The organism is Blastococcus jejuensis (assembly GCF_039534705.1).
GTDB lineage: Bacteria > Actinomycetota > Actinomycetes > Mycobacteriales > Geodermatophilaceae > Blastococcus_B > Blastococcus_B jejuensis.
Genome location: NZ_BAAAVV010000001.1, coordinates 576,344 through 593,560, shown reverse-complemented (window position 1 = coordinate 593,560; position 17,217 = coordinate 576,344). Strand labels below are relative to the sequence as shown.

At 71.9% G+C, this 17,217-nt stretch carries 16 protein-coding genes, 1 tRNA gene and 2 pseudogenes; 10 read left to right on the top strand and 9 right to left on the bottom strand.

The features are described 5' to 3' along the window. Nucleotides 1-14 precede the first annotated feature (14 nt). From ABD644_RS02870 to ABD644_RS02860, 3 genes are all read right to left on the bottom strand, one after another. On the bottom strand, nucleotides 15-353 hold the full coding sequence (locus ABD644_RS02870) for a hypothetical protein (RefSeq protein WP_344686983.1): 339 nt from the start codon (nucleotides 351-353) through the stop codon (nucleotides 15-17). Nucleotides 354-376: 23 nt separating this feature from the next. After that, nucleotides 377-1,867, bottom strand: coding sequence for a metallophosphoesterase (locus tag ABD644_RS02865; protein WP_344686982.1), 1,491 nt, complete (start codon nucleotides 1,865-1,867; stop codon nucleotides 377-379). A gap of 65 nt (nucleotides 1,868-1,932) precedes the next feature. After that, complete coding sequence (locus ABD644_RS02860; protein ID WP_344686981.1) at nucleotides 1,933-2,412, bottom strand: GtrA family protein; 480 nt, start codon at nucleotides 2,410-2,412, stop codon at nucleotides 1,933-1,935. Nucleotides 2,413-2,586: 174 nt separating this feature from the next. On the opposite strand from ABD644_RS02860, the gene ABD644_RS02855 reads away from it, so the two are divergent. From ABD644_RS02855 to ABD644_RS02840, 4 genes are all read left to right on the top strand, one after another. Continuing rightward, nucleotides 2,587-3,444 (top strand): hypothetical protein, encoded by an 858-nt coding sequence (locus ABD644_RS02855; RefSeq protein ID WP_344686979.1) that lies wholly within the window; start codon nucleotides 2,587-2,589, stop codon nucleotides 3,442-3,444. 439 nt (nucleotides 3,445-3,883) lie between these two features. Next, entirely contained in the window at nucleotides 3,884-4,318 is a 435-nt protein-coding gene (locus tag ABD644_RS02850) for a MarR family winged helix-turn-helix transcriptional regulator (protein ID WP_344686978.1), read from the top strand. A gap of 79 nt (nucleotides 4,319-4,397) precedes the next feature. Beyond that, nucleotides 4,398-5,069, top strand: coding sequence for an enoyl-CoA hydratase-related protein (locus ABD644_RS02845; RefSeq protein ID WP_344686976.1), 672 nt, complete (start codon nucleotides 4,398-4,400; stop codon nucleotides 5,067-5,069). Nucleotides 5,070-5,278: 209 nt separating this feature from the next. Continuing rightward, nucleotides 5,279-5,351, top strand: a tRNA-Lys gene (locus tag ABD644_RS02840). A 203-nt stretch (nucleotides 5,352-5,554) separates the two neighbouring features. Here ABD644_RS02840 and ABD644_RS22680 read toward each other — a convergent pair. From ABD644_RS22680 to ABD644_RS02825, 3 genes and pseudogenes are all read right to left on the bottom strand, one after another. Next, a pseudogene (locus ABD644_RS22680) lies at nucleotides 5,555-6,505 on the bottom strand (tyrosine-type recombinase/integrase); the annotation flags it as partial. Between the two features lie 146 nt (nucleotides 6,506-6,651). After that, nucleotides 6,652-7,209: an RES domain-containing protein gene (locus ABD644_RS02830; protein ID WP_116450878.1), complete on the bottom strand. Its 558-nt coding sequence runs from the start codon at nucleotides 7,207-7,209 to the stop codon at nucleotides 6,652-6,654. Between the two features lie 3 nt (nucleotides 7,210-7,212). Continuing rightward, entirely contained in the window at nucleotides 7,213-7,608 is a 396-nt protein-coding gene (locus tag ABD644_RS02825; protein ID WP_116451124.1) for an antitoxin Xre/MbcA/ParS toxin-binding domain-containing protein, read from the bottom strand. Between the two features lie 101 nt (nucleotides 7,609-7,709). Here ABD644_RS02825 and ABD644_RS02820 point away from each other — a divergent pair, with 101 nt between their 5' ends. Continuing rightward, complete coding sequence (locus tag ABD644_RS02820; RefSeq protein ID WP_163204627.1) at nucleotides 7,710-8,996, top strand: hypothetical protein; 1,287 nt, start codon at nucleotides 7,710-7,712, stop codon at nucleotides 8,994-8,996. A gap of 348 nt (nucleotides 8,997-9,344) precedes the next feature. On the opposite strand, the gene ABD644_RS02815 is transcribed toward ABD644_RS02820, so the two are convergent. The 3 genes from ABD644_RS02815 to ABD644_RS02805 all read right to left on the bottom strand — a co-directional run bounded on the left by ABD644_RS02815 (nucleotide 9,345) and on the right by ABD644_RS02805 (nucleotide 12,410). After that, nucleotides 9,345-10,001 (bottom strand): hypothetical protein, encoded by a 657-nt coding sequence (locus ABD644_RS02815; RefSeq protein ID WP_116450880.1) that lies wholly within the window; start codon nucleotides 9,999-10,001, stop codon nucleotides 9,345-9,347. A 174-nt stretch (nucleotides 10,002-10,175) separates the two neighbouring features. Then, on the bottom strand, nucleotides 10,176-10,385 hold the full coding sequence (locus ABD644_RS02810) for a helix-turn-helix transcriptional regulator (protein WP_116450881.1): 210 nt from the start codon (nucleotides 10,383-10,385) through the stop codon (nucleotides 10,176-10,178). A 1,407-nt stretch (nucleotides 10,386-11,792) separates the two neighbouring features. After that, nucleotides 11,793-12,410, bottom strand: coding sequence for a TetR/AcrR family transcriptional regulator (locus ABD644_RS02805; protein ID WP_116450883.1), 618 nt, complete (start codon nucleotides 12,408-12,410; stop codon nucleotides 11,793-11,795). 451 nt (nucleotides 12,411-12,861) lie between these two features. On the opposite strand from ABD644_RS02805, the gene ABD644_RS02800 reads away from it, so the two are divergent. The 5 genes and pseudogenes from ABD644_RS02800 to ABD644_RS02785 all read left to right on the top strand — a co-directional run bounded on the left by ABD644_RS02800 (nucleotide 12,862) and on the right by ABD644_RS02785 (nucleotide 17,206). Next, on the top strand, nucleotides 12,862-13,158 hold the full coding sequence (locus tag ABD644_RS02800; RefSeq protein WP_164704463.1) for a hypothetical protein: 297 nt from the start codon (nucleotides 12,862-12,864) through the stop codon (nucleotides 13,156-13,158). 64 nt (nucleotides 13,159-13,222) lie between these two features. Beyond that, the gene (locus ABD644_RS02795) at nucleotides 13,223-13,741 is read left to right on the top strand and encodes a MarR family winged helix-turn-helix transcriptional regulator (protein ID WP_163204623.1); all 519 of its coding nucleotides are present in this window, start codon (nucleotides 13,223-13,225) and stop codon (nucleotides 13,739-13,741) included. A gap of 64 nt (nucleotides 13,742-13,805) precedes the next feature. Next, on the top strand, nucleotides 13,806-15,518 hold the full coding sequence (locus ABD644_RS02790; RefSeq protein ID WP_344686971.1) for an MDR family MFS transporter: 1,713 nt from the start codon (nucleotides 13,806-13,808) through the stop codon (nucleotides 15,516-15,518). 806 nt (nucleotides 15,519-16,324) lie between these two features. Next, nucleotides 16,325-16,462, top strand: a pseudogene (locus ABD644_RS22675) (IS256 family transposase); the annotation flags it as partial. Nucleotides 16,463-16,921: 459 nt separating this feature from the next. Then, on the top strand, nucleotides 16,922-17,206 hold the full coding sequence (locus tag ABD644_RS02785; RefSeq protein ID WP_204261770.1) for a hypothetical protein: 285 nt from the start codon (nucleotides 16,922-16,924) through the stop codon (nucleotides 17,204-17,206). The last annotated feature ends 11 nt before the right edge of the window (nucleotides 17,207-17,217 follow it).

Below are 17,217 nucleotides of genomic sequence, written 5' to 3'. Positions count from 1 at the left end.
CGAGGACCGGCTCGTCAGCCCAGGGTCGCGGTGAGCTCGACCGAGTCGTCGCTCACCGTGGAGCAGGTCAGCTGCAGCGGGCCCGCGGTGACGCTCTCGCCCTGGCCGCACGACACGCTCGCCCCGCCGACGCTGAGCGACGCGCGCCCGTCCTGGGTGCCACCGAAGGTCAGCGTGGTGCCGAGGATCTCGGCCTCCGCGCCGTCGCCGGTCAGGGTCACCGAACAGGTGCTGCCCGAGCACGAGACGTTGTTCGAGGTGAACGTGCAGCCGGTCAGGGGGACGAGGGCCAGGCCGCCGGCGAGCACGCCTGCTGCGAGACGGCGGGTCCGGGTCGTCGACGAGGAGGACATGCCCGCAGCCTAGAGCCGGACGGTCACTCCGCCGGGGAGGTCGGGGAGGCCGGCGACTGCTCGGCCTCGGTCCCGTCGGCGTCCTCCGGTTCCGGGACCACGACACGCTGGATGGTCACCTCGGTCTCGCCCAGCCCGCCCAGGGTGATCTCGTCGTACGCCCGCAGCGCGCCGGTGTCGGGGTCCAGGTAGAGGACCGTGCAGCTCAACGGCGTCGGCTCCTCACCCTGCAGCCCGCGCAGCCCCGCGCCGCCGGTGGAGCCCTGCACCATGAGGAGGGTCCCCTCGTCCATGGTGGACACCTCCCGCCGGTGGGTGTGCCCCGAGAGCACCAGGGGGACGACGCCGTCGAGGGGCGGCGCCATCTTCGGGTCGTGCACCATCGCGATCGCCGGTGGCTCCGGCTGCGCCTCGGCGACCTCCGCCAGGGCCTCACCCGTGTTGATCAGCACGTCCTCGCCGGCGTCGTCGTCGCCGGTGCTCTTGTCGGGGGTGAACCGCGGATCGGGGACGCCGGCGATGTCGATGCCGGCGACCGTCGCGGCCTCGCCGTTGAGCACGACCCCGTTGGGCTGCTCGCTGATCAACCGGGCGGTGGCGGCCGAGTCGTGGTTGCCGCGGATGTAGACGTAGGGGACGTCGAGGGTGCCGACGCGCGTGATCAGCTGGTTCTCCGGCTGGCTGCCCCAGTCGGTGATGTCACCGGTGTCGAGGACGGCGTCGACCCCGAACTGGTCGACCACCTGCCGGACCAGGTCGAAGCCGGCCGGGTTGAGGTGCAGGTCGGACACGTGCAGCAGCGCCACGGAGTCGTCGGCCCCGCCCGGATCGGGCAGCGTGGCCAGCGTCGCGTACAGGTTGCCGACGTTGGCGACCAGGTCCTCGAGGGAGGCGCGGTAGGCGTCGAAGCGCGCCACGATGTCCTCGGCGCTGCCGATCAGGCTGTTGGCGTTGACCAGCAGCCCGGTGTAGGTGGGTGCGGAGAGCGCGTCGGGCCGCCACGTGGCCACCCCGATCCCGGCCGTGCCGACGAGGAGTGCCGTCGTCACCCCGCCGGCGATGAGCGATTCCCGCGGCCGGCGGAGCACGACCAGCGACGCCAGGGCGGCACCGGCGATCGCGAGCAGGGCCGTCGTCCACACCAGCCGGATGACGCCGCTGCGCAGGTCCTCGCTCACCCGGTCGACGACGCCGGCCAACCGCACGGGATCGGTGGCCAGCGCGCGGGCCCGTTCCTGGTCGACCCGCTGCAGCTGGATCTCCAGGCGCAGCGGCCCGTCGTACACGTCGACGGCGAGCGAGCCCAGCGGGGGGACGGCGACCTGCGCTCCACCCCCGAGCGGCCGGAACGCGAGGGTCGCGTCGAACGGGCCGATCGGCGCGGAGATCCGCCCGAACAGCAGGACCGCGATCAGCGCCCCGATCAGGGCGACCGCGACCCGCAGCCCCCACCGGCCGGCCACCCGCCCCCGGTCGCGCCACGGCGAGGGCGCCGGTGCGGTCGCTTCGGTCACCTTGACCACGCTACTGACCGGGGCGCTCCGGCGACGCGTCGAAGCGGGAACCCCGCCCGAAGAGGTCAGGCGCGGGCGGGCTCCTGCGCGCGGAAGAGCCAGCGCAGGGCGACGAAGCGGAGCACGCCGATCGTGGCGGTGACCGAGGCGACCAGCGCGATCTGCAGGGCCAGCGGGGCGGCACCCGCGGCCGAGTCGAGCCAGCTCAGTGCCGTGCTCGTGGCCACCAGGCCGACGAGGGCCACCCCGCCGGCCTCCCACTGGGCGCTGAACCAGTCGACGCGGTCCTCGGCGCGGAAGGAGACCCGGCGGTGCAGTTCGTTGGCCAGCATCGTCGTCAGCACGGTCGAGACGAGGTGCGCCGAGAGGTAGCCGAAGCCGGAGAGCGAGACGTAGAGCGCCGCGTAGACCGCCGTCGTGGCGGCCCCGACGAGGACGAAGCGGGTGAACTGAGCGATCCCGTCGTCCCTGCGGACGCGCTCGGACAGGTCGCCGAGCAGGTCGGCGGCCGCCGGGCGGCAGCGCAGCAGGGTCGGGCAGGTCACGGCGTTCCTCTCCGGGTCGGTGGTGCGGGTCCAGGTTCCTCTGACGGCTGGCCGTTGTCACGGGAAAACGTGCCTGGTCACCCCGTCTGTTCCCGAATGTGAGGAGTGATGTTGATCAACCTGGCCGCGCGAGGCCGGTGACGTCGCGGGAGGGCCGGCCCTACCCTCGTCGCCATGCGAGGGGCGCGGGCAGCGGCGCTCGCGCTGGTGGCGTCGGTGGTCGCCGGTTGTGGGGGGACGACCGCGGGGACGACGGCCACGCCGTCCCCCTCGACCGCGGCCGCGCCCACCGTCCCCGTCGTCCCCGGCATCGAGGCCGAGGCCGTGCGGCTGCGCACCGACGAGCCGCTGGGCAACCAGGTGCAGGTGCGGATCACCGCCACCGGCGACGAGCCGTTCACGGTCACCTCGGTCGCGCTGGACTCGCCGGGCTTCGCGCCGCTGCCCCCGCGCGCGGCGGCGACCGAGTTCACGCCGGGCCGGACGATCGACCTGCCGGTGACGTTCGGCGACCCCCGCTGCGATACCGCGGCCGAGCCCGCCGCGGCGCGGCTGACCGTGCTGCGGTCCGACGGGAGCGCCGAGGATCTGCGGGTGCCGCTGGCCGCCGAGATCCTGACCCTCATCCACGAGGAGGACTGCGCGGTGCTCGCGCTGGCCGAGACCGTGACGGTCGAGGTCACCGGCCTGTCGGACGAGGACGGCGCCGTGACGGGGGAGCTCGTTCTGACCCGGCGCCGCGGGGAGGAGCCGGTGACGATCTCCCGCGTGGGGCGCAGCGTGCTGATCGACGTCACCGCCCCGGAGCTGCCGGCCGAGCTGCCGGCCGACGGCGACGAGCTGAGGACGCCGGTGGAGTTCACGCCGGCCACGTGCGAACCGCACGTGCTGGCCGAGACGAAGAAGCCGTTCGTCTTCCCGCTGGAGGTCGCCGTCGGTGACGGCGATCCGGTGGTGCTGGACCTGCCCGTGGACGACGTCCTGAGGAGCAGCCTCGAGAGGCTGGTCGAGCGGGTGTGCCGGCCGGCCTGAGGAGCCCCGCGCCCTGGAACCAGGCCGGCCCGGCCGTCCCGGGGGGAACGGGTCGGCCGGGCCGGGGTCGTACCCGTCCCGCGTTCCCGCCGGACGGAAGTTCATCGGCCGGGCGGGGGCGACGCTGCCCGGCCGCCCGACCGGAGCGCGATGACGGTACGTAGTCGAGAGGCTGCGGGGGCATCCCCTGAACGGGTGGAACGGCCACGACGGGGGTGACACAGGGCACACGGGGTTCCCAGCTCAGCGGGCCGGGGCACCCACGGCCCGTGTTCTTCTTCTTCTCGAACCGGCTCGGCTGCCTGGGCTCCCTGCTGCTGTCGGCGGCGCTGACCCTGGTCCTGCTCCTCGTGCTCGACGTCCTCTGACCGGCCGGCGCTGAGGGTGCGCCCGCGGCCCGGGCATGGGCCCGGCCTTCGGGCGCCGTACATTACTTCGCATGCGAAGTAGCAGCAGCCGTCGCTTGGTGTTCGAGCTGATGGCGGCCGAACGGTCGGTCCACCGGTGGATCGCCGCCCGCGCCGACGGCAGCGGGCTCGGCGCAGCGGGTGCCGGAGTGCTGTTCTACCTCGAGGGCAACGACCACGCGCTCGTCGGTCAGGTGACCGCCGCGTTGCAGGCGCGCCCGGCCGGGATGAGCGGGCTGCTCAACCGGCTCGCCGCGGCCGGCCTCATCAGCAAGACCCGGGCTCCGGACGATGCGCGGGCCGTCAGGCTCAGCCTGACCCCGGAGGGCAGGGAAGCGGCTGCCTCGGCCCGCTCGGTCCTCGCCGAGCTCAACGAGCACCTCGCCGATGGATTCACGCCGTCCGAACTGGACACCATCAGCCGCTGGCTCGCCCACACCGCGAGCACGCTCGGATCCGGCGACTGACGCCCGCCGTCGGGACGCCCCCGTGACGCGCCCTCGACCTGACCCTGGACCGCCCACCGACCCGCTGGAGGCAGCTGCCGTGCCCACGCTCGACCGTTCCGACGATGTGTTCGTGCTCGATCTCGGAGACACCGAGAACCGGTTCCATCCCGAGTGGATCGCCGCCGTCGACGCCGCGCTCGACGAGGTGGAGAAGGCCGAGGGACCGCGCGCCCTGGTGACCGCCGCCACCGGCAAGTTCTTCTCCAACGGCCTGGACCTGGACTGGCTGCTCACCCACGCCGACCAGCACGAGGACTACGTCACCAGCGTCCACGGGCTGCTGGCGCGGGTGCTGGCTCTGCCGGTGATCACCGTCGCCGCGCTGCAGGGCCACACCTTCGCCGCCGGGGCCATGCTGTCCCTGGCCCACGACTTCCGTGTGATGCGGTCGGACCGGGGCTTCTGGTGCCTGCCCGAAGCCGACATCGGCATCCCCTTCACCCGCGGGATGTCCGCGCTGATCCAGGCCCGGCTGACCCCGCAGGTCGCCCACGCGGCGATGGTGACCGCCTCCCGGTACGGAGGTGCGGATGCCCTCGCCGCGGCGATCGTGGACCGAGCCGTGGACGAGGACGCCGTGCGATCGACCGCCGTCGAGATCGCCGCAGCTCAGGCACACAAGGCCGGCGACACCCTCGGGACCATCAAGGAGCGCATGTACGCGCCGGTCCTGACCGCGCTTCGGGCCAGGACCGACCCTCGCGGCTGAGCCCGGCACCGACCCAGTGGCGAGCTGGCGCCCCAGCGCGGATCGGGTGGGAGAAGGGCGGGGCGGACAGCTCACGAGGGCATCGGGAGTCGACGCGTGGACGCCGGGGGAGGCCGGAGTGGGCGCGGTAGCCTCGCACGCGGCCGCAGGGGCGCCAGCAGTCTCACGCGTTGTCAGGTGGGCTGTCTGGAGGGTTCTCTGCACCCGCCGGGCCTCTAGCTCAATTGGCAGAGCAGCGGACTTTTAATCCGCGGGTTGTGGGTTCGATCCCCACGGGGCCCACCGCGCTGGCCTGCACGTTTACCTATCCCGCGAGTCTCGGCTGGTGGTCGCGCCCACACGGCGCCCACACGCGCGTCCGCGGCTGCCCGCGCGGCGGCGTCCATCCGGTCGGCCAACGCGGTCAGGTCGTCGTCGAACAGGCCGGAGTACACGTCCAGCGTCATGGCCGCCGAGGCGTGCCCGAGCATCCGCTGGACGCTCTTGACGGTCGCGCCGCTGGCGACCGCGAGAGAGGCGGCGGTGTGCCGCAGGTCGTGCGGGGTGACGTCGCTCAGCCCGGCCGTCCGGACCGCCGGATCGAAGACAGCCCGACGCCAGTTCCGCAGCCGCAGCACCGTGCCGCTGGCCGTGGCCATCAGCAGGTCGTCGCCCTGCTTGCCCGCGCAGTGGCGGGCCAGGGACTCGGCGAGGGTCGCGGGCAGGGGCACGGTCCGCCGCTGATGGGTCTTCGGTGTGCCGAACTCCAGCCGCCCGCCGACCTCGGTGACCGCTTCGGCGATGGTGAGTCGGCGCCGGAGGAAGTCGATCCGGCGCACCCGCAGGGCGGCCATCTCGCCGAAGCGCAGTCCGGTGTAGGCGAGCAATCGGATGACGTCCCCGTCCTCATTCGCCGCGTCGGCGAGCCGCTCGACCTCGTCATGGGTGAGGAACCGCGGCTCCTGCCGCGTCACTCGTGGCAGGGGTACGCGCTCGGCCGGGTTGCGGGGAATGCGCCCGTCGCGGACGGCGAGGCCCAGGAGGAGTGAGAAGACGCGGTGGGCCTGGCGGACCGTGCCCGGGGCGGACCCCTGCGTCAGTAGCCCAGCCACCCACACGGCGACGTCGGCGTGGGTGACGTCGACGAGCCGGTGCCGACCCCACGACGGCAGCACGTGGGTCCGCAGCAGGTTCCCGTACCGGTAGAGGGTGCTCGGCTTGACCCCGGTCTGCGAGGACAGCCATCGGTCGGCCCAGTCGGCGACGGTGACCCGGCCTCGCTCCGGCGCCGTCCATGTCTGCGTGACCAGAGCCGAGGTCGCCTCGTCGAGCCAGCGCTGGGCGTCGACCTTCCGTGCGAAGCGTCGCTCGTGCTGGCGACCGCCCGGGTCGCGATACCGAGCGCGGTAGCGGGTAGAGCCGTCGCTGAGTGTGATGCGGGTGATCGAGCCGTCCATGAGGACCTCCGTAGCGAGGTATGTGTCTCCAGCGTGCCGGACACCTCTGACAACAGGCGGCCCTCGTCATCCCGGACATGATTATGCCGCTCGCCGCTGAGCGGCATGGTTCCCGCAAACTCCCGTCCTGAATGGGGTGGCTTGGGTCAGGCCTGCCTGGGCGGGACGGCGCGGAGCTGGCGCGGGTCGGCCGGCAGCGTGTTCCAGGTCTCCTCGGTGCGCACGACCGGCATCTCCCGCAGGGTGATCCGTTCCCGGAAGAGCGCGAGCGTCTCACCCAGGCCGGTGGCCGAGGGGGCGAGGACGGCATGCAGCTCGAGCTGGTGGGCGGCGGCGGCGATGCGCTGGCAGGCGGCGTAGTCGTCGACCTCGGACCTCAGGTCGGCAGCGGAGAGTCCCACGGCGGCGAGGTTGTGGGCGTTGGTGAGGTCGAGCACCGCGTCGACATCCACGGTGACGGTGTAGAAGCGGCGCGGCTGCACAAGCTCGACGGGGATGCCGTAGGCCTCGACCAGGTGCCTGTAGGCCTCGGCGGTGACTGACGCCGGTGGACGGCCGAGGTAGATGACGGGAAACGTCTCTCCCCAGCGTCCCTGGTCGCCGCCGGCGAAGGCGTCGCGGTTGACCGCCGCGTGTCGGTAGAAGGTGCCGTGCACGCTGATCGGTGGCACGGCCGCGACGCGTTCGGCCATGGAGCGCTGCACGCCTTACCGAACCTTCGGCCCGCCGGCGAGGCGCTGCACTAGTTGCAGCACGGTCTCGAAGTCGCCTGCCTTGAGTACGTCGATCGGGCGACGGTCGCCTAGGGCGCGTTGCCGGGCGTGCAGCCAGATGTCGATGCCTTCGGGCTTGTAGACGTCGGAGAGTTCTGCGATGACGTACTGCAGCTCCAGTAGCCGGTCGCGCTTGGTGCCCTCGGGCCGCGCGGCGCCGGCGGCCCATTTCTGCACTGCGCGTTCTCCGGCGCCGACGATCTCCCCGATCTCGGTGAGGGTGAGCGCGCGGCGCGTGTCGGCCACGACATGGCGGTAGACGGGGGAGTCTCCGGCCGGATCGTGCGGCGCAGGCTGGGACGCCGCCGCGGCGGTGCGGGTCGGGCTCATCTGACTGGTCTCCTTCTGAGGCAGCGCCGATCGGTCCGTTCGGCCTGCGAGGTAGACGCTATACACTCTCACTGTTCACCGGTAGGTACATCGTCAAGTTCGTGCTAGAGTTCACCCCGCAAGCGTCACAGTTCGGTAACTCTGTGGTTGGAGACCCACCGATGGATCTGTTGATCAGGGCCGGTCGCGGTGACCACCTGCTCGTCAAGGATCTGTGCGCCCCGGCCGCCAGCGGACTGTGGCCCCTGCGGGAGTTGCCCCTCACCGGCGTGGTTGCCGATGCGCAGGTGGCGGTGGAGCGGCCGGGCCTGCGGGAGACTGCGGATGCGGCCGGGGTGCCGTTCTTGGTCGACCCGCTCACCCCGCTGCTGGCCGATCAGCAGTCGCCGAGCAATGGCTGGGCGCGACTGCCGTACGCGACCGCAGACAAGCTGACCCCGGCAGACCTCGGCCACCACGAACTGCAGGACGAACTGATCGACCAGGTGATCGGCTTCCAGCGCGAGCAGGGCGCCACGGTGCTCATTCCGCCCTACGTCTACGTCGACCGGCGAAACAGCGCCTGGCTGGAGGTCAACCGCAGCCTGCTGATCCGGACCGCCCGCTATCTGGAGCGCGAAGACATCGACCTGCCCGTCGCGCCCGTCTTCGCCGCATCCCTGCACCAGTTCGGCCCCCAGTCCACCTGGGCGGCCGGGCTGGACCCGTTCCTCGCAACCGCCGACGAGATGAACACCCGCTACGTGGCGCTGTCGATGTCCTGGTCCAAGCAGCGGGCCGCCAGCTACGACGCCATCGCCACGCTGATGACCGCCACCCAGCACGCCGCCGCCGGACGGCGGGTGCTGTCCTGGCGTCAAGGCCTCTACGGCGCAGCCCTGACCGGCGTGGGAGCCGCCGGCTACGAGACCGGTCCCGGGCACGGCGAGGCCGGCCACTATCCCCAGTTGCTGGCCCGCAAGCGTCCCAGCGACAAGCCCCGCACGGGCGGCGGAGAGGCCAACGTGTACTTCACCGCCTTCGGCCGCAGCCTCGACCGCAGCCATGGCCAGAAGCTGCTCGAGAACCGGCTGCTGCGGGCCACGCTGGTCTGCCCGGAGAGCTCCTGCTGCCCGGACGGCGCCAGCAGCATGATCAACAGCTGGCGCGAGCACGCCGTGCGGGCACGTCAGCGCGAACTGGCCGAGATCGACCGCATGCCCGCCTCGCCCAGCTGGCGACTCAACAAGATCTCCCGGGATGCCGAGCAAGCCGCACTGTCCACCCGGGCGGCGAACGACGTCCTCGCCGAGGCGGGAAACGGCTGGCGGCTGCCCACGGACACCTACCGGCATCTCTCGGACGTAGCCGCCGACATCCGCGCCAACCTCGGCCGGCGAGTGGCGTGACCAGGACGGGCGGTCACCGTCGACTCCAGCGGCGGGCGGGGTGAGCGCGTACTCGTAGCGGCCGGAGCGAGCACCCGGCCGCACCCGGGTCCCCGGGACTGGCTTGGGCACGAGGGCGCTGGACAGCGGCGAAGGCGACCCGGTCGGCCAGTGGCGCCGGCACCCGCAGCGGCTCCGTGCCGGTGCCCGGATCCCACCGGTCGTCGTCCTCCCACGTGCCCAGGCACAGCAGGATCTCTTCCAGGGCGCGCAGCGGCGCCAGCGGCTCGCCGTCGAGGTCGACGACGAGCGGGATGCGCCGCCCTTGGCGGGGTTTGCTCGTTCGGTCCGGGCTGGCCGGCCGCCTGCTCAGCCACGGGCGGACCACCGCTCGGTCGCCGACCGGCCGGTCACGCCGGTGGCCCGGCCGATATCGGCCTCCGAGGCCCCGGCGGCGACCGCGGCGCGGACCGCCTCATCCAGGGCGCGGGCGGCGGCAGCCTGCCGGGCGGCGGCCTGCTCCACCTCCTCCAGGGCCTGCCATCCGGCGATGTGCCGGCGCCATTCGGTCATCACCCGGTGCTCGTCGGCGGCGTCCAGATCGGCCCACGGGCCGGTGACGGCGAGCCGCCGCGCCGCCGGGTCGGCCAGCTCCGGTGGTACGCGGGTCCAGCAGGTGCCGCGCCAGCCGCAGGTGCGGTCGGCGGCCCACCCGACGACCGCCGCGTCCGGGCGCCACTCCCTCCGCCTGGTCGACCACCTCGAGGCGGCCTGGCGGCTGGTGTGCGAGTGGACGATCCCGTCGCCGCGGAGGATCGTGCCGTCGGACCAGAGGCCCTCGGCGGTGCCGCCGTCGCGGTAGGCCAGCCGCACCCGGTCGCCGTCGCGGGGCCCGTCGTCGGGCCGGCGGGCCATCAGCACGCCGCGGGTGCTGGTGGTGCCCGCGCCTTGTGCGCCGTCGGCGAACAGCGGAACGACCCAGCCCTCGTGCGCCTGGCCGTTCACGACCGGGCCCATCCATCCCATGGCTCCTGCTTCCGGTGATGGGAGCGTCGCTGTTCCGGTGCTGCTGGAGCCGGTTCTGTTCGGCTTCTGTGGAGGACCGTCGTCGTCCACAGGCGGGGCTGGCCGCCGGGCGTCACCCGTGTGCCCGCAGTGCGCAGCGGTCCGGTGCCCGGTCCCGCCGCGCTCAGGAAGCGGCTATCGGCGGAGGGGCTGGTCTGCTTGTGCGTCGATCCAGATGTGCAAGTCGGCGCGGCGGTAGAGGACGCGCCGGCCGAGTCGGAAGCTGTTCGGGCCGGTGCCCAGGTGTCGCCAGTACCGGAGGGTGGCGACGGGCGCGCGGAGTACGTCCGCGGCCTCGGTGATGGTGAGCAGCTCGGGCTCGTGGTCGGCGGCGGGGTCGGGCATGGCTGGCTCCGGGGGTCGTCGGTGGTGGGCGGTGTCTTCACCACAGAAGGCGCCATTTCGGGCCCGGTGGTGACACTTCACAGCCAGCTTTCTCGGACGGTCTCCGGTTTTTCTCCTCTAGCGGCCACCGGTGGCGCGTCACCTGCCAGCGACGGAGGCCCTCCGTCTGCCGACGCCGTGGGTCGGCGCCGGGACCGCCGGTGGACAGCCCCGGGACTGCGGCTGGGTTCGCCGTCCCGGTAGGCGGTGTCCCGGGACCGCCTCCAGTTCGTCTGCGGCCGGTGCCCGGTTGTCCGCCGCGACGCTGTGCCTGGCCGACGCCGACCTGCGCCGCCCGCGCTTCCGAAGCGCGTTCTCCCGTAGGCCGACGACAGTCGGGGTACCCGTGTCCCGCGGGACCTGGAGAATTACTGGAGGTCGCTGGTGACTGACCCGGGGTTCCTCCAGTTGTCCTCCAGTCAGCCGATGCAGGCCGTGAGCATTGGGGCGCTCCTGCGCGATCGGCCCCTGTGGACGACGGCTGCTGTGCACAACATCCGGGCGGACGCCCTCGGGCGCGTGCTGGCCTGGCCAAGCTTGACTCATGGCGCTGGACACCTCGCTCGGGGCACGGCGAGACCGCGGGGCCCGTGATCGGTCCGCCAGGGGTCTCCGCGGCGTGTCGGGTGATCGAGGCTCGCTATCCGGTGGGCGCGCCGTCGACGTCGTCGCGCCGGGACCGTTGGGGCGGGCCAGGAGCACCCTTCGGGCCACGCTGCGCGTGGCGCCGGCTGCGCCGTCGTCAAGGTCCGCCTGCGGCGGGCTGTCCTTACTGTTCCCCCGACCCGTCCGGCAGCTCAGCGTAGGGGCCTCCCGCGCCGCCTCCTCCCGACCGGACCAAGATCCTTCCGCCCTTCGGGCGCTCCGCTGCGGAAGCAGTCTTGGTCCGGTCGTCCCCCCGCCGTCGCTCCCGGCCCCTGAGCAGAGCTCTGTGCCGGACGGGCCGGGGGAATGGGTGGCAGGGCACCTGTTCCGTGGTCCCTCCCGTACCGGTGTCGGCTCCAGTTCCGGGACGGTCCAGATGACCAGCACCAGCACCACGATAAGCAGCGCGGCCAGCGGCACGAGCAGCAGTCGGACCGGCAGGGGAAGTCGGAGTGGGCGACCGCAGCTGAGTCCGGCGCAGCGGGAGGCGGCCGACGCCGCCCGGGCGGCGAAGATCGCCGCCCTGCACGACCAGATCGGCGAACAGGTCGAGGCGCCTACTGCTGATCCGACATCCCCGGCCGCCGCAACTCGGCCATTGCCTAACCTCCGCGATGATCTTGAGGCGTTGCATTGACAGGTGAGTCCATCTCGGTCTTCTTTGCGTCGATGCCCGCATGCCAGGTGCCCGGCGGGGTTCGCTCGTTCCTTCCTGCACCAACCTCAGCGCGACGGGATAGAGGTCAGCAGCGGGAGGAGGACAGCGGCGAGCACCGCGTCGGCGTAGGCGTCGTCGACCGGCTGGCCGGTGAGCAGCCAGCGCTGGACGAGCAGGGAGCTGGCCGCCTCGGCCAGCACCGTACCGGCCAGCCCAGGCGGTACCTCCCCGCGCTGTGCGGCGTGCGCCCATACGTGTTCGAAAGCGTGCTGCCAGCCGTCCAGAGGGCCGCCGCGGAACGCCTCGGCGAGGGTGGGGTCGTGCGGAACCGTCGACAGCAGCGACAGGATGGCTGCCCCGGCCGGTCCGTTGATGAGGGCCACCAGCGCGTGCAGTAGATCGCGCAGGTCGCTTCGAAGCGAGCCGGTATCGGGCGGGATGATCTCGGCCTGATTGAGCTCGGCGATGATGTCGATGACCAAGTCCTGCTTGGTCCGCCAGCGCCGGTAGATGGTGGCCTTGCCGACGCCGGCCTGAGAGGCCACGGCGTCCATGGTCAGCGCGCCGTAGCCGACCGCGGCGAGCAAGTGGAGAACAGCGGCCCGGATTACGCCGTCGCGGGTGGGGTCGCGTGGACGCCCTCCCCGGCTGGCCTGCGCGCTATCGGTCGTCGACCCGGACATGGGGAGACATTAGACACTGGAAGATCATTTCTGAAGAACTCGGCGTGACTGCCGGAGACTGCGCTGCTCCGGAGCAGTCTCTTGGGGTGATCTGGAGCTGGCGGCCTGTGGGGGATGGGTCACCGCACGCCGGGTCGGGCCCCATGCCCGAGCTGCTGTCCACGGCGCCGACCGGTCCTTGAGCCACGATGGCCACATCATGGTCACCGCGACCGGTATCGCTGGGGATCAACTGCCGACCGCCGGGGTCGGCTGCTCCAACCTGAACTGCTGGTGGTGTCGCATCCGGACACCGACGACGATGTTGCTGGGTGGGGATCTGATAGGCCCTTGACCGGAGCGGAGAAATCTGGCGAGACGGCAGCTCCTGTTCCCGTCCCCGTCGAGATCAGGAACGATGCTCTGCTGAGGGGCCTTGCCGTGGCCTGCCCGGTGTCCCGGCGCCCTCGCCGTGGAGGACAGCGTGGTGGGGTCGAGCGGTGCCGCGATGGGCTTCGCCTTGTCGCTGTTGCTCCAGGAAGCCGTCCGCTTCTTCGGCTGGTGCGCCGTGGGATCGTTCGCCGTTGGGGTGTGCTGGATGGCGTGCGCGGCCATGGGTGCCAGTCGGCGCAGTGTCGCGGTCGGCCATGGCAAGCCGGAAGAGGACGAGGCCCAACTCCGACGGGAGGCCGCCAGGGGCATCGCCGAGCTCGAACTCTGGCTGGTGGCGCAGCCGCCGCAGGCTCAGGATCCCGGCGGCCCGGGCTGACCGCGAGGCCACGGAGTCTCCGGTGCAACGTGCAAGCGCCTCGGACCGGGTATATGGTTGCGCCATGCAACAAGGCGTGGACGCGGGTGTCTCCGAGCCGTTGGAGCGCATCGAACGCGAGCTGACCCACCTGGTTCAGCGGGCGCAACGGGTCCACCTGCATGCCGAGTCGTCCGGGCAGCCGTTGGAGCGGTCCGCGTACCTGATCCTCGGCCGGCTGCGCGACGAGGGCCCGCTGCGCAACGGTGCGTTGGCGGCGCTGCTCGGCCTCGATGCGTCCACGGTGAGCAGGCACGTGGCGGCGTTGCAGCAGTCGGGGCTGATCGCGCGGGAGGCCGATCCGGAGGACGGGCGGGCGTGCCGCCTGCGACTGACCGAGACGGGGCACCGGGCCGTGGCGGCCACTCGCAAGGCCCGCCGCGGCCTGGTCCGGGAACTGCTCAGTTCCTGGTCGGCGGAGGACCGGAGGACTCTGGCCGCCCTGCTGGAGCGGCTGAACGCGGGGCTGGACGCCCGACTCCCTGGTGCGCAGACGGACCATCCTCCGCCGTCGGCCCAGAGTCAGATCCACGTCTCGGCCTGAGGATTCCCCTGCTGAGACGGTCGTTCCCCCCTCGCACGGCTCGCTACAGAGAGGCCGCACACCCGTGAGTTCGACACCCGCCGACGATCGGCGCGGAACACCGCACACCGCGCCGGTGATGCCGGCCCTGAGCCATCGCCAAATCCTGACCGTGCTGGTCGGGCTCATGCTGGGCATGCTGGTGGCGGCGCTGTCCCAGACGATCGTGGCCACTGCGTTGCCGACCATCGTCGGTGAGCTCGGTGGGCAGGAGCAGCTGGCGTGGGTGGTGTCGGCCACCCTGCTGACCTCCACCGCCTCCACGCCGATCTGGGGCAAGCTGTCCGATCTCTACGGGCGGAAGATCATGTTCCAGTCCGCGATCGGGATCTTCCTGCTCGCCTCCCTGGCCAGCGGCTTCGCGCAGGACATGGCCCAGCTGATCGGTTTCCGCGCGGTCCAGGGCCTGGGTGTCGGCGGGTTGATGGCGTTGTCGCAGGCGATCATCGGCGACGTCGTCAGCCCGCGGGAGCGTGGTCGCTACCAGGGCTACATCGGGTCGGTGTTCGGGATCGCGACGGTCGCCGGCCCCCTGCTGGGGGGATTCCTGGTCGAGCACCTGTCCTGGCGGTGGACGTTCTGGGTCGGCATCCCGGTCGGGATCGCGGCCCTGATCGTCACCGAACGGGTGCTCCAGCTGCCCTTCCCGCGGACCCGGCACGCCATCGACTGGCTCGGCGCGTTCTTCATCGTGGCATCGGTCAGCGCGCTGCTGCTCATGCTGTCCCTGGGTGGCAAGGAATTCGCCTGGAACTCGCCCTGGACCTACGTGCTGGCGGCCGTGGCCGCCGTGATGCTGGCCCTGGCCGTCTGGCAGGAGCGCCGCGCCCGCGAGCCGATCATGCCGCCGCACCTGTTCGCCAACCACACCTTCGTCATCACCAGCCTGGCCGGCTTCGTCGTCGGTGTCGCGATGTTCGGCGCGATCATCTTCCTGCCGCAGTACCTGCAGATCGTCAAGGGCGAGTCGCCGACCGCCTCGGGGCTCCTGACGCTGCCACTCATGGTGGGTCTGCTCGCTGCCTCCATCGGCTCGGGGCGGGCGATCACGGCCACCGGCCGGTACAAGATCTTCCCGGTGATCGGCCTGCTGATCGCCGCGGTGGGGCTGGGTCTGATGAGCCGGCTCTCAGTGGACACCTCGCTGGTGGTGGCCGGGCTGTACATGCTGGTCACCGGGGTCGGCATCGGCCTGGTGATGCAGGTGCTCGTGCTGGCCGCCCAGAACGCCGTGGAGCAGAAGGACCTGGGCGTGGCCACCTCCGGGGCGACGTTCTTCCGGTCACTGGGCGGTGCTCTGGGGGTGGCGGTGTTCGGCGCGCTGCTCACCCATCGCCTCGCCGACACCATCCCGTCCCGGCTCGCCGAGGCCGGCGTCCCGGCCGAGCGGCTCGCCGGCGGAACTCCGACGCTGGGCAGCCCCGAACAGATCGCCGCCTTGCCCGAGCCGGTGCACACCGCGGTCATCACCGGCTTCGCCGACGCGCTGCAGACCACGTTCCTGGCAGCTGTGCCGTTCGCTCTGCTGGGTTTCCTCGTGCTGCTGTTCCTGCGGGAGACACCGCTGCGCCGGCACGCGCAGGAGCACACCACCGGGGAGAACCTCGCCGAGGCCTTCGAGACGGCCGTCGATCCCGACAGCGATCTCGGCCACGGCGACGAGGACCAGGCCGCAGACCGCCCGGCCGCCGACGCCAGGCGATCCGCACCCGTCAGCCCCCCGCGACCGGAGCAGTAGGACGCCGTCGCGTCGGGAGCCGATTGGTCCGGCTCCGCCTGGCCGGTTGGATCGCGCGTCGGTCTCGGCACATGCAGCGGTCGGCCGGGAGAGTGAACCCCTTTCCACCCGTGCTGGCCGGCGCGATGATGGTGGGCAGATAACAAGCGGATCGAGGTCGGCGCGGCCCGAGTGGGCTCACCCGGACGCGTCGTCGGAAAGCGAAACTCCGGAACCCTCAGGGGAGGGGGCGCTGTGCGGCCGGCCGTTCGAGTCGCTCTCTATGCCGGGGCGACATGGGTACTCGACCTCGGCCGGCTGCTGCTGTGGTGCGTCATGACCGGATGCCTCGCGTGGGGCACCACCTGGTCCGGACGCCCCGCCGTGCTGACCGACTGGCTGGCGACTGGTCCGCCCGCGCGTGGACGATCGCGCACGACACCGGTGGCCATCAAGTTGCAGGCAGGCCGAGGAATCGCAGCCTTGGAGTGCTGGCTGGCGGCTGGCAAGCCGCCCCGGGGTTCGGCCCGCCCGCCGAGGCGGGGCGAGTCGGGACCGGCGAACTGATCGTCATCGATCGATAGCGCGTGGCCCGCGGGGCTGCGGAGCGCCGACCGCACGTGGACGGGAAGGTGTGACCTCTTCCCGCCGTTGATCCGTCCTTCTTCCCTTTGCGCCAGTTGAGCTGTCCCCCACGGCTGAGGGTGCCGTCCCGCGAGGTGGTAACAGTGCAGGGCACTGACCGCGTGGGGATCACGTGCAAGGGGCCATCGAGCGATGGTTAGCGGGACCACGCCGATGGTTCTCCTGGAAGGGCACAGCACACGATGGCCCAGGACCAGTCTGCCTGCTCGAGGTGCTCGAGGCACTGAAGGCCGCCGACGATGTCGATGACCGAATCCGTTCGGCGGCCGCCACCATCTACCAAGCGCTAAATCGAGGCCGAGGAGTTGACTTCGGTGATCGTCGGCTGGGATGGGGTCTTGACCTCGGTGACTTGGAAGCCCTGGTAGTCCTTGGACCGGTACTCCCCAGCGCTGCGCGGTCGTTGGCCACACCGCCCACGTACGACACGACGGTCATCTTCTTGCCCGGTGTTACCGGCCGCGTCCGATGACGACGGCGGCGCGTCGGGATGGTTGATCAGTGCGAAGTGCATGAGCAAGCCGCGCCGGTCGCGGACGCGCGGGGCTTGGTGGTCATGCTGCCGCGGCGGTGGTCATGCTGTCGTGACTGTGGTGATGGCGGCCCGGACGGAGGCCTTGCCGACGATCGCCTTGCCGGCGGCGTAGGCGGCGACCGGTGACTGGACGCCGACGTGGTAGACCGTCGGATGCGGCTGGTGGCGACTGCGATAGTTCCGGCCTGGACGTCGGCGACGTGCCGGGCCAGCAGTTGCGCGGCCCGCGGGTTGGTCACCGACCGTGCTGAGCAGCAGGCCGCTGGCCGCGATCCGGGTGCGCGGCCAGTTGGTCGAGTTGGGCGGTGAGGGCGGCCAGTGCGTAGTCCAGGCCCTCGGCTCGATCGCCAGCTCTTCCACGCCGGCGATCTGCGGCGTGCATCACGTCGGAAACCCACGGGCCAACCAGCTCGATGAGGCCGCCGACGCGATAGACGTGGCGCTCGCCGCCGAGGCTTCGGCGCTTCGCTCGGCAGCGACCGTGGCGGCGCTGCCCACCGGACGCTCGGCCGGCCGCCCGGTGGGATGATCCGCACCAGC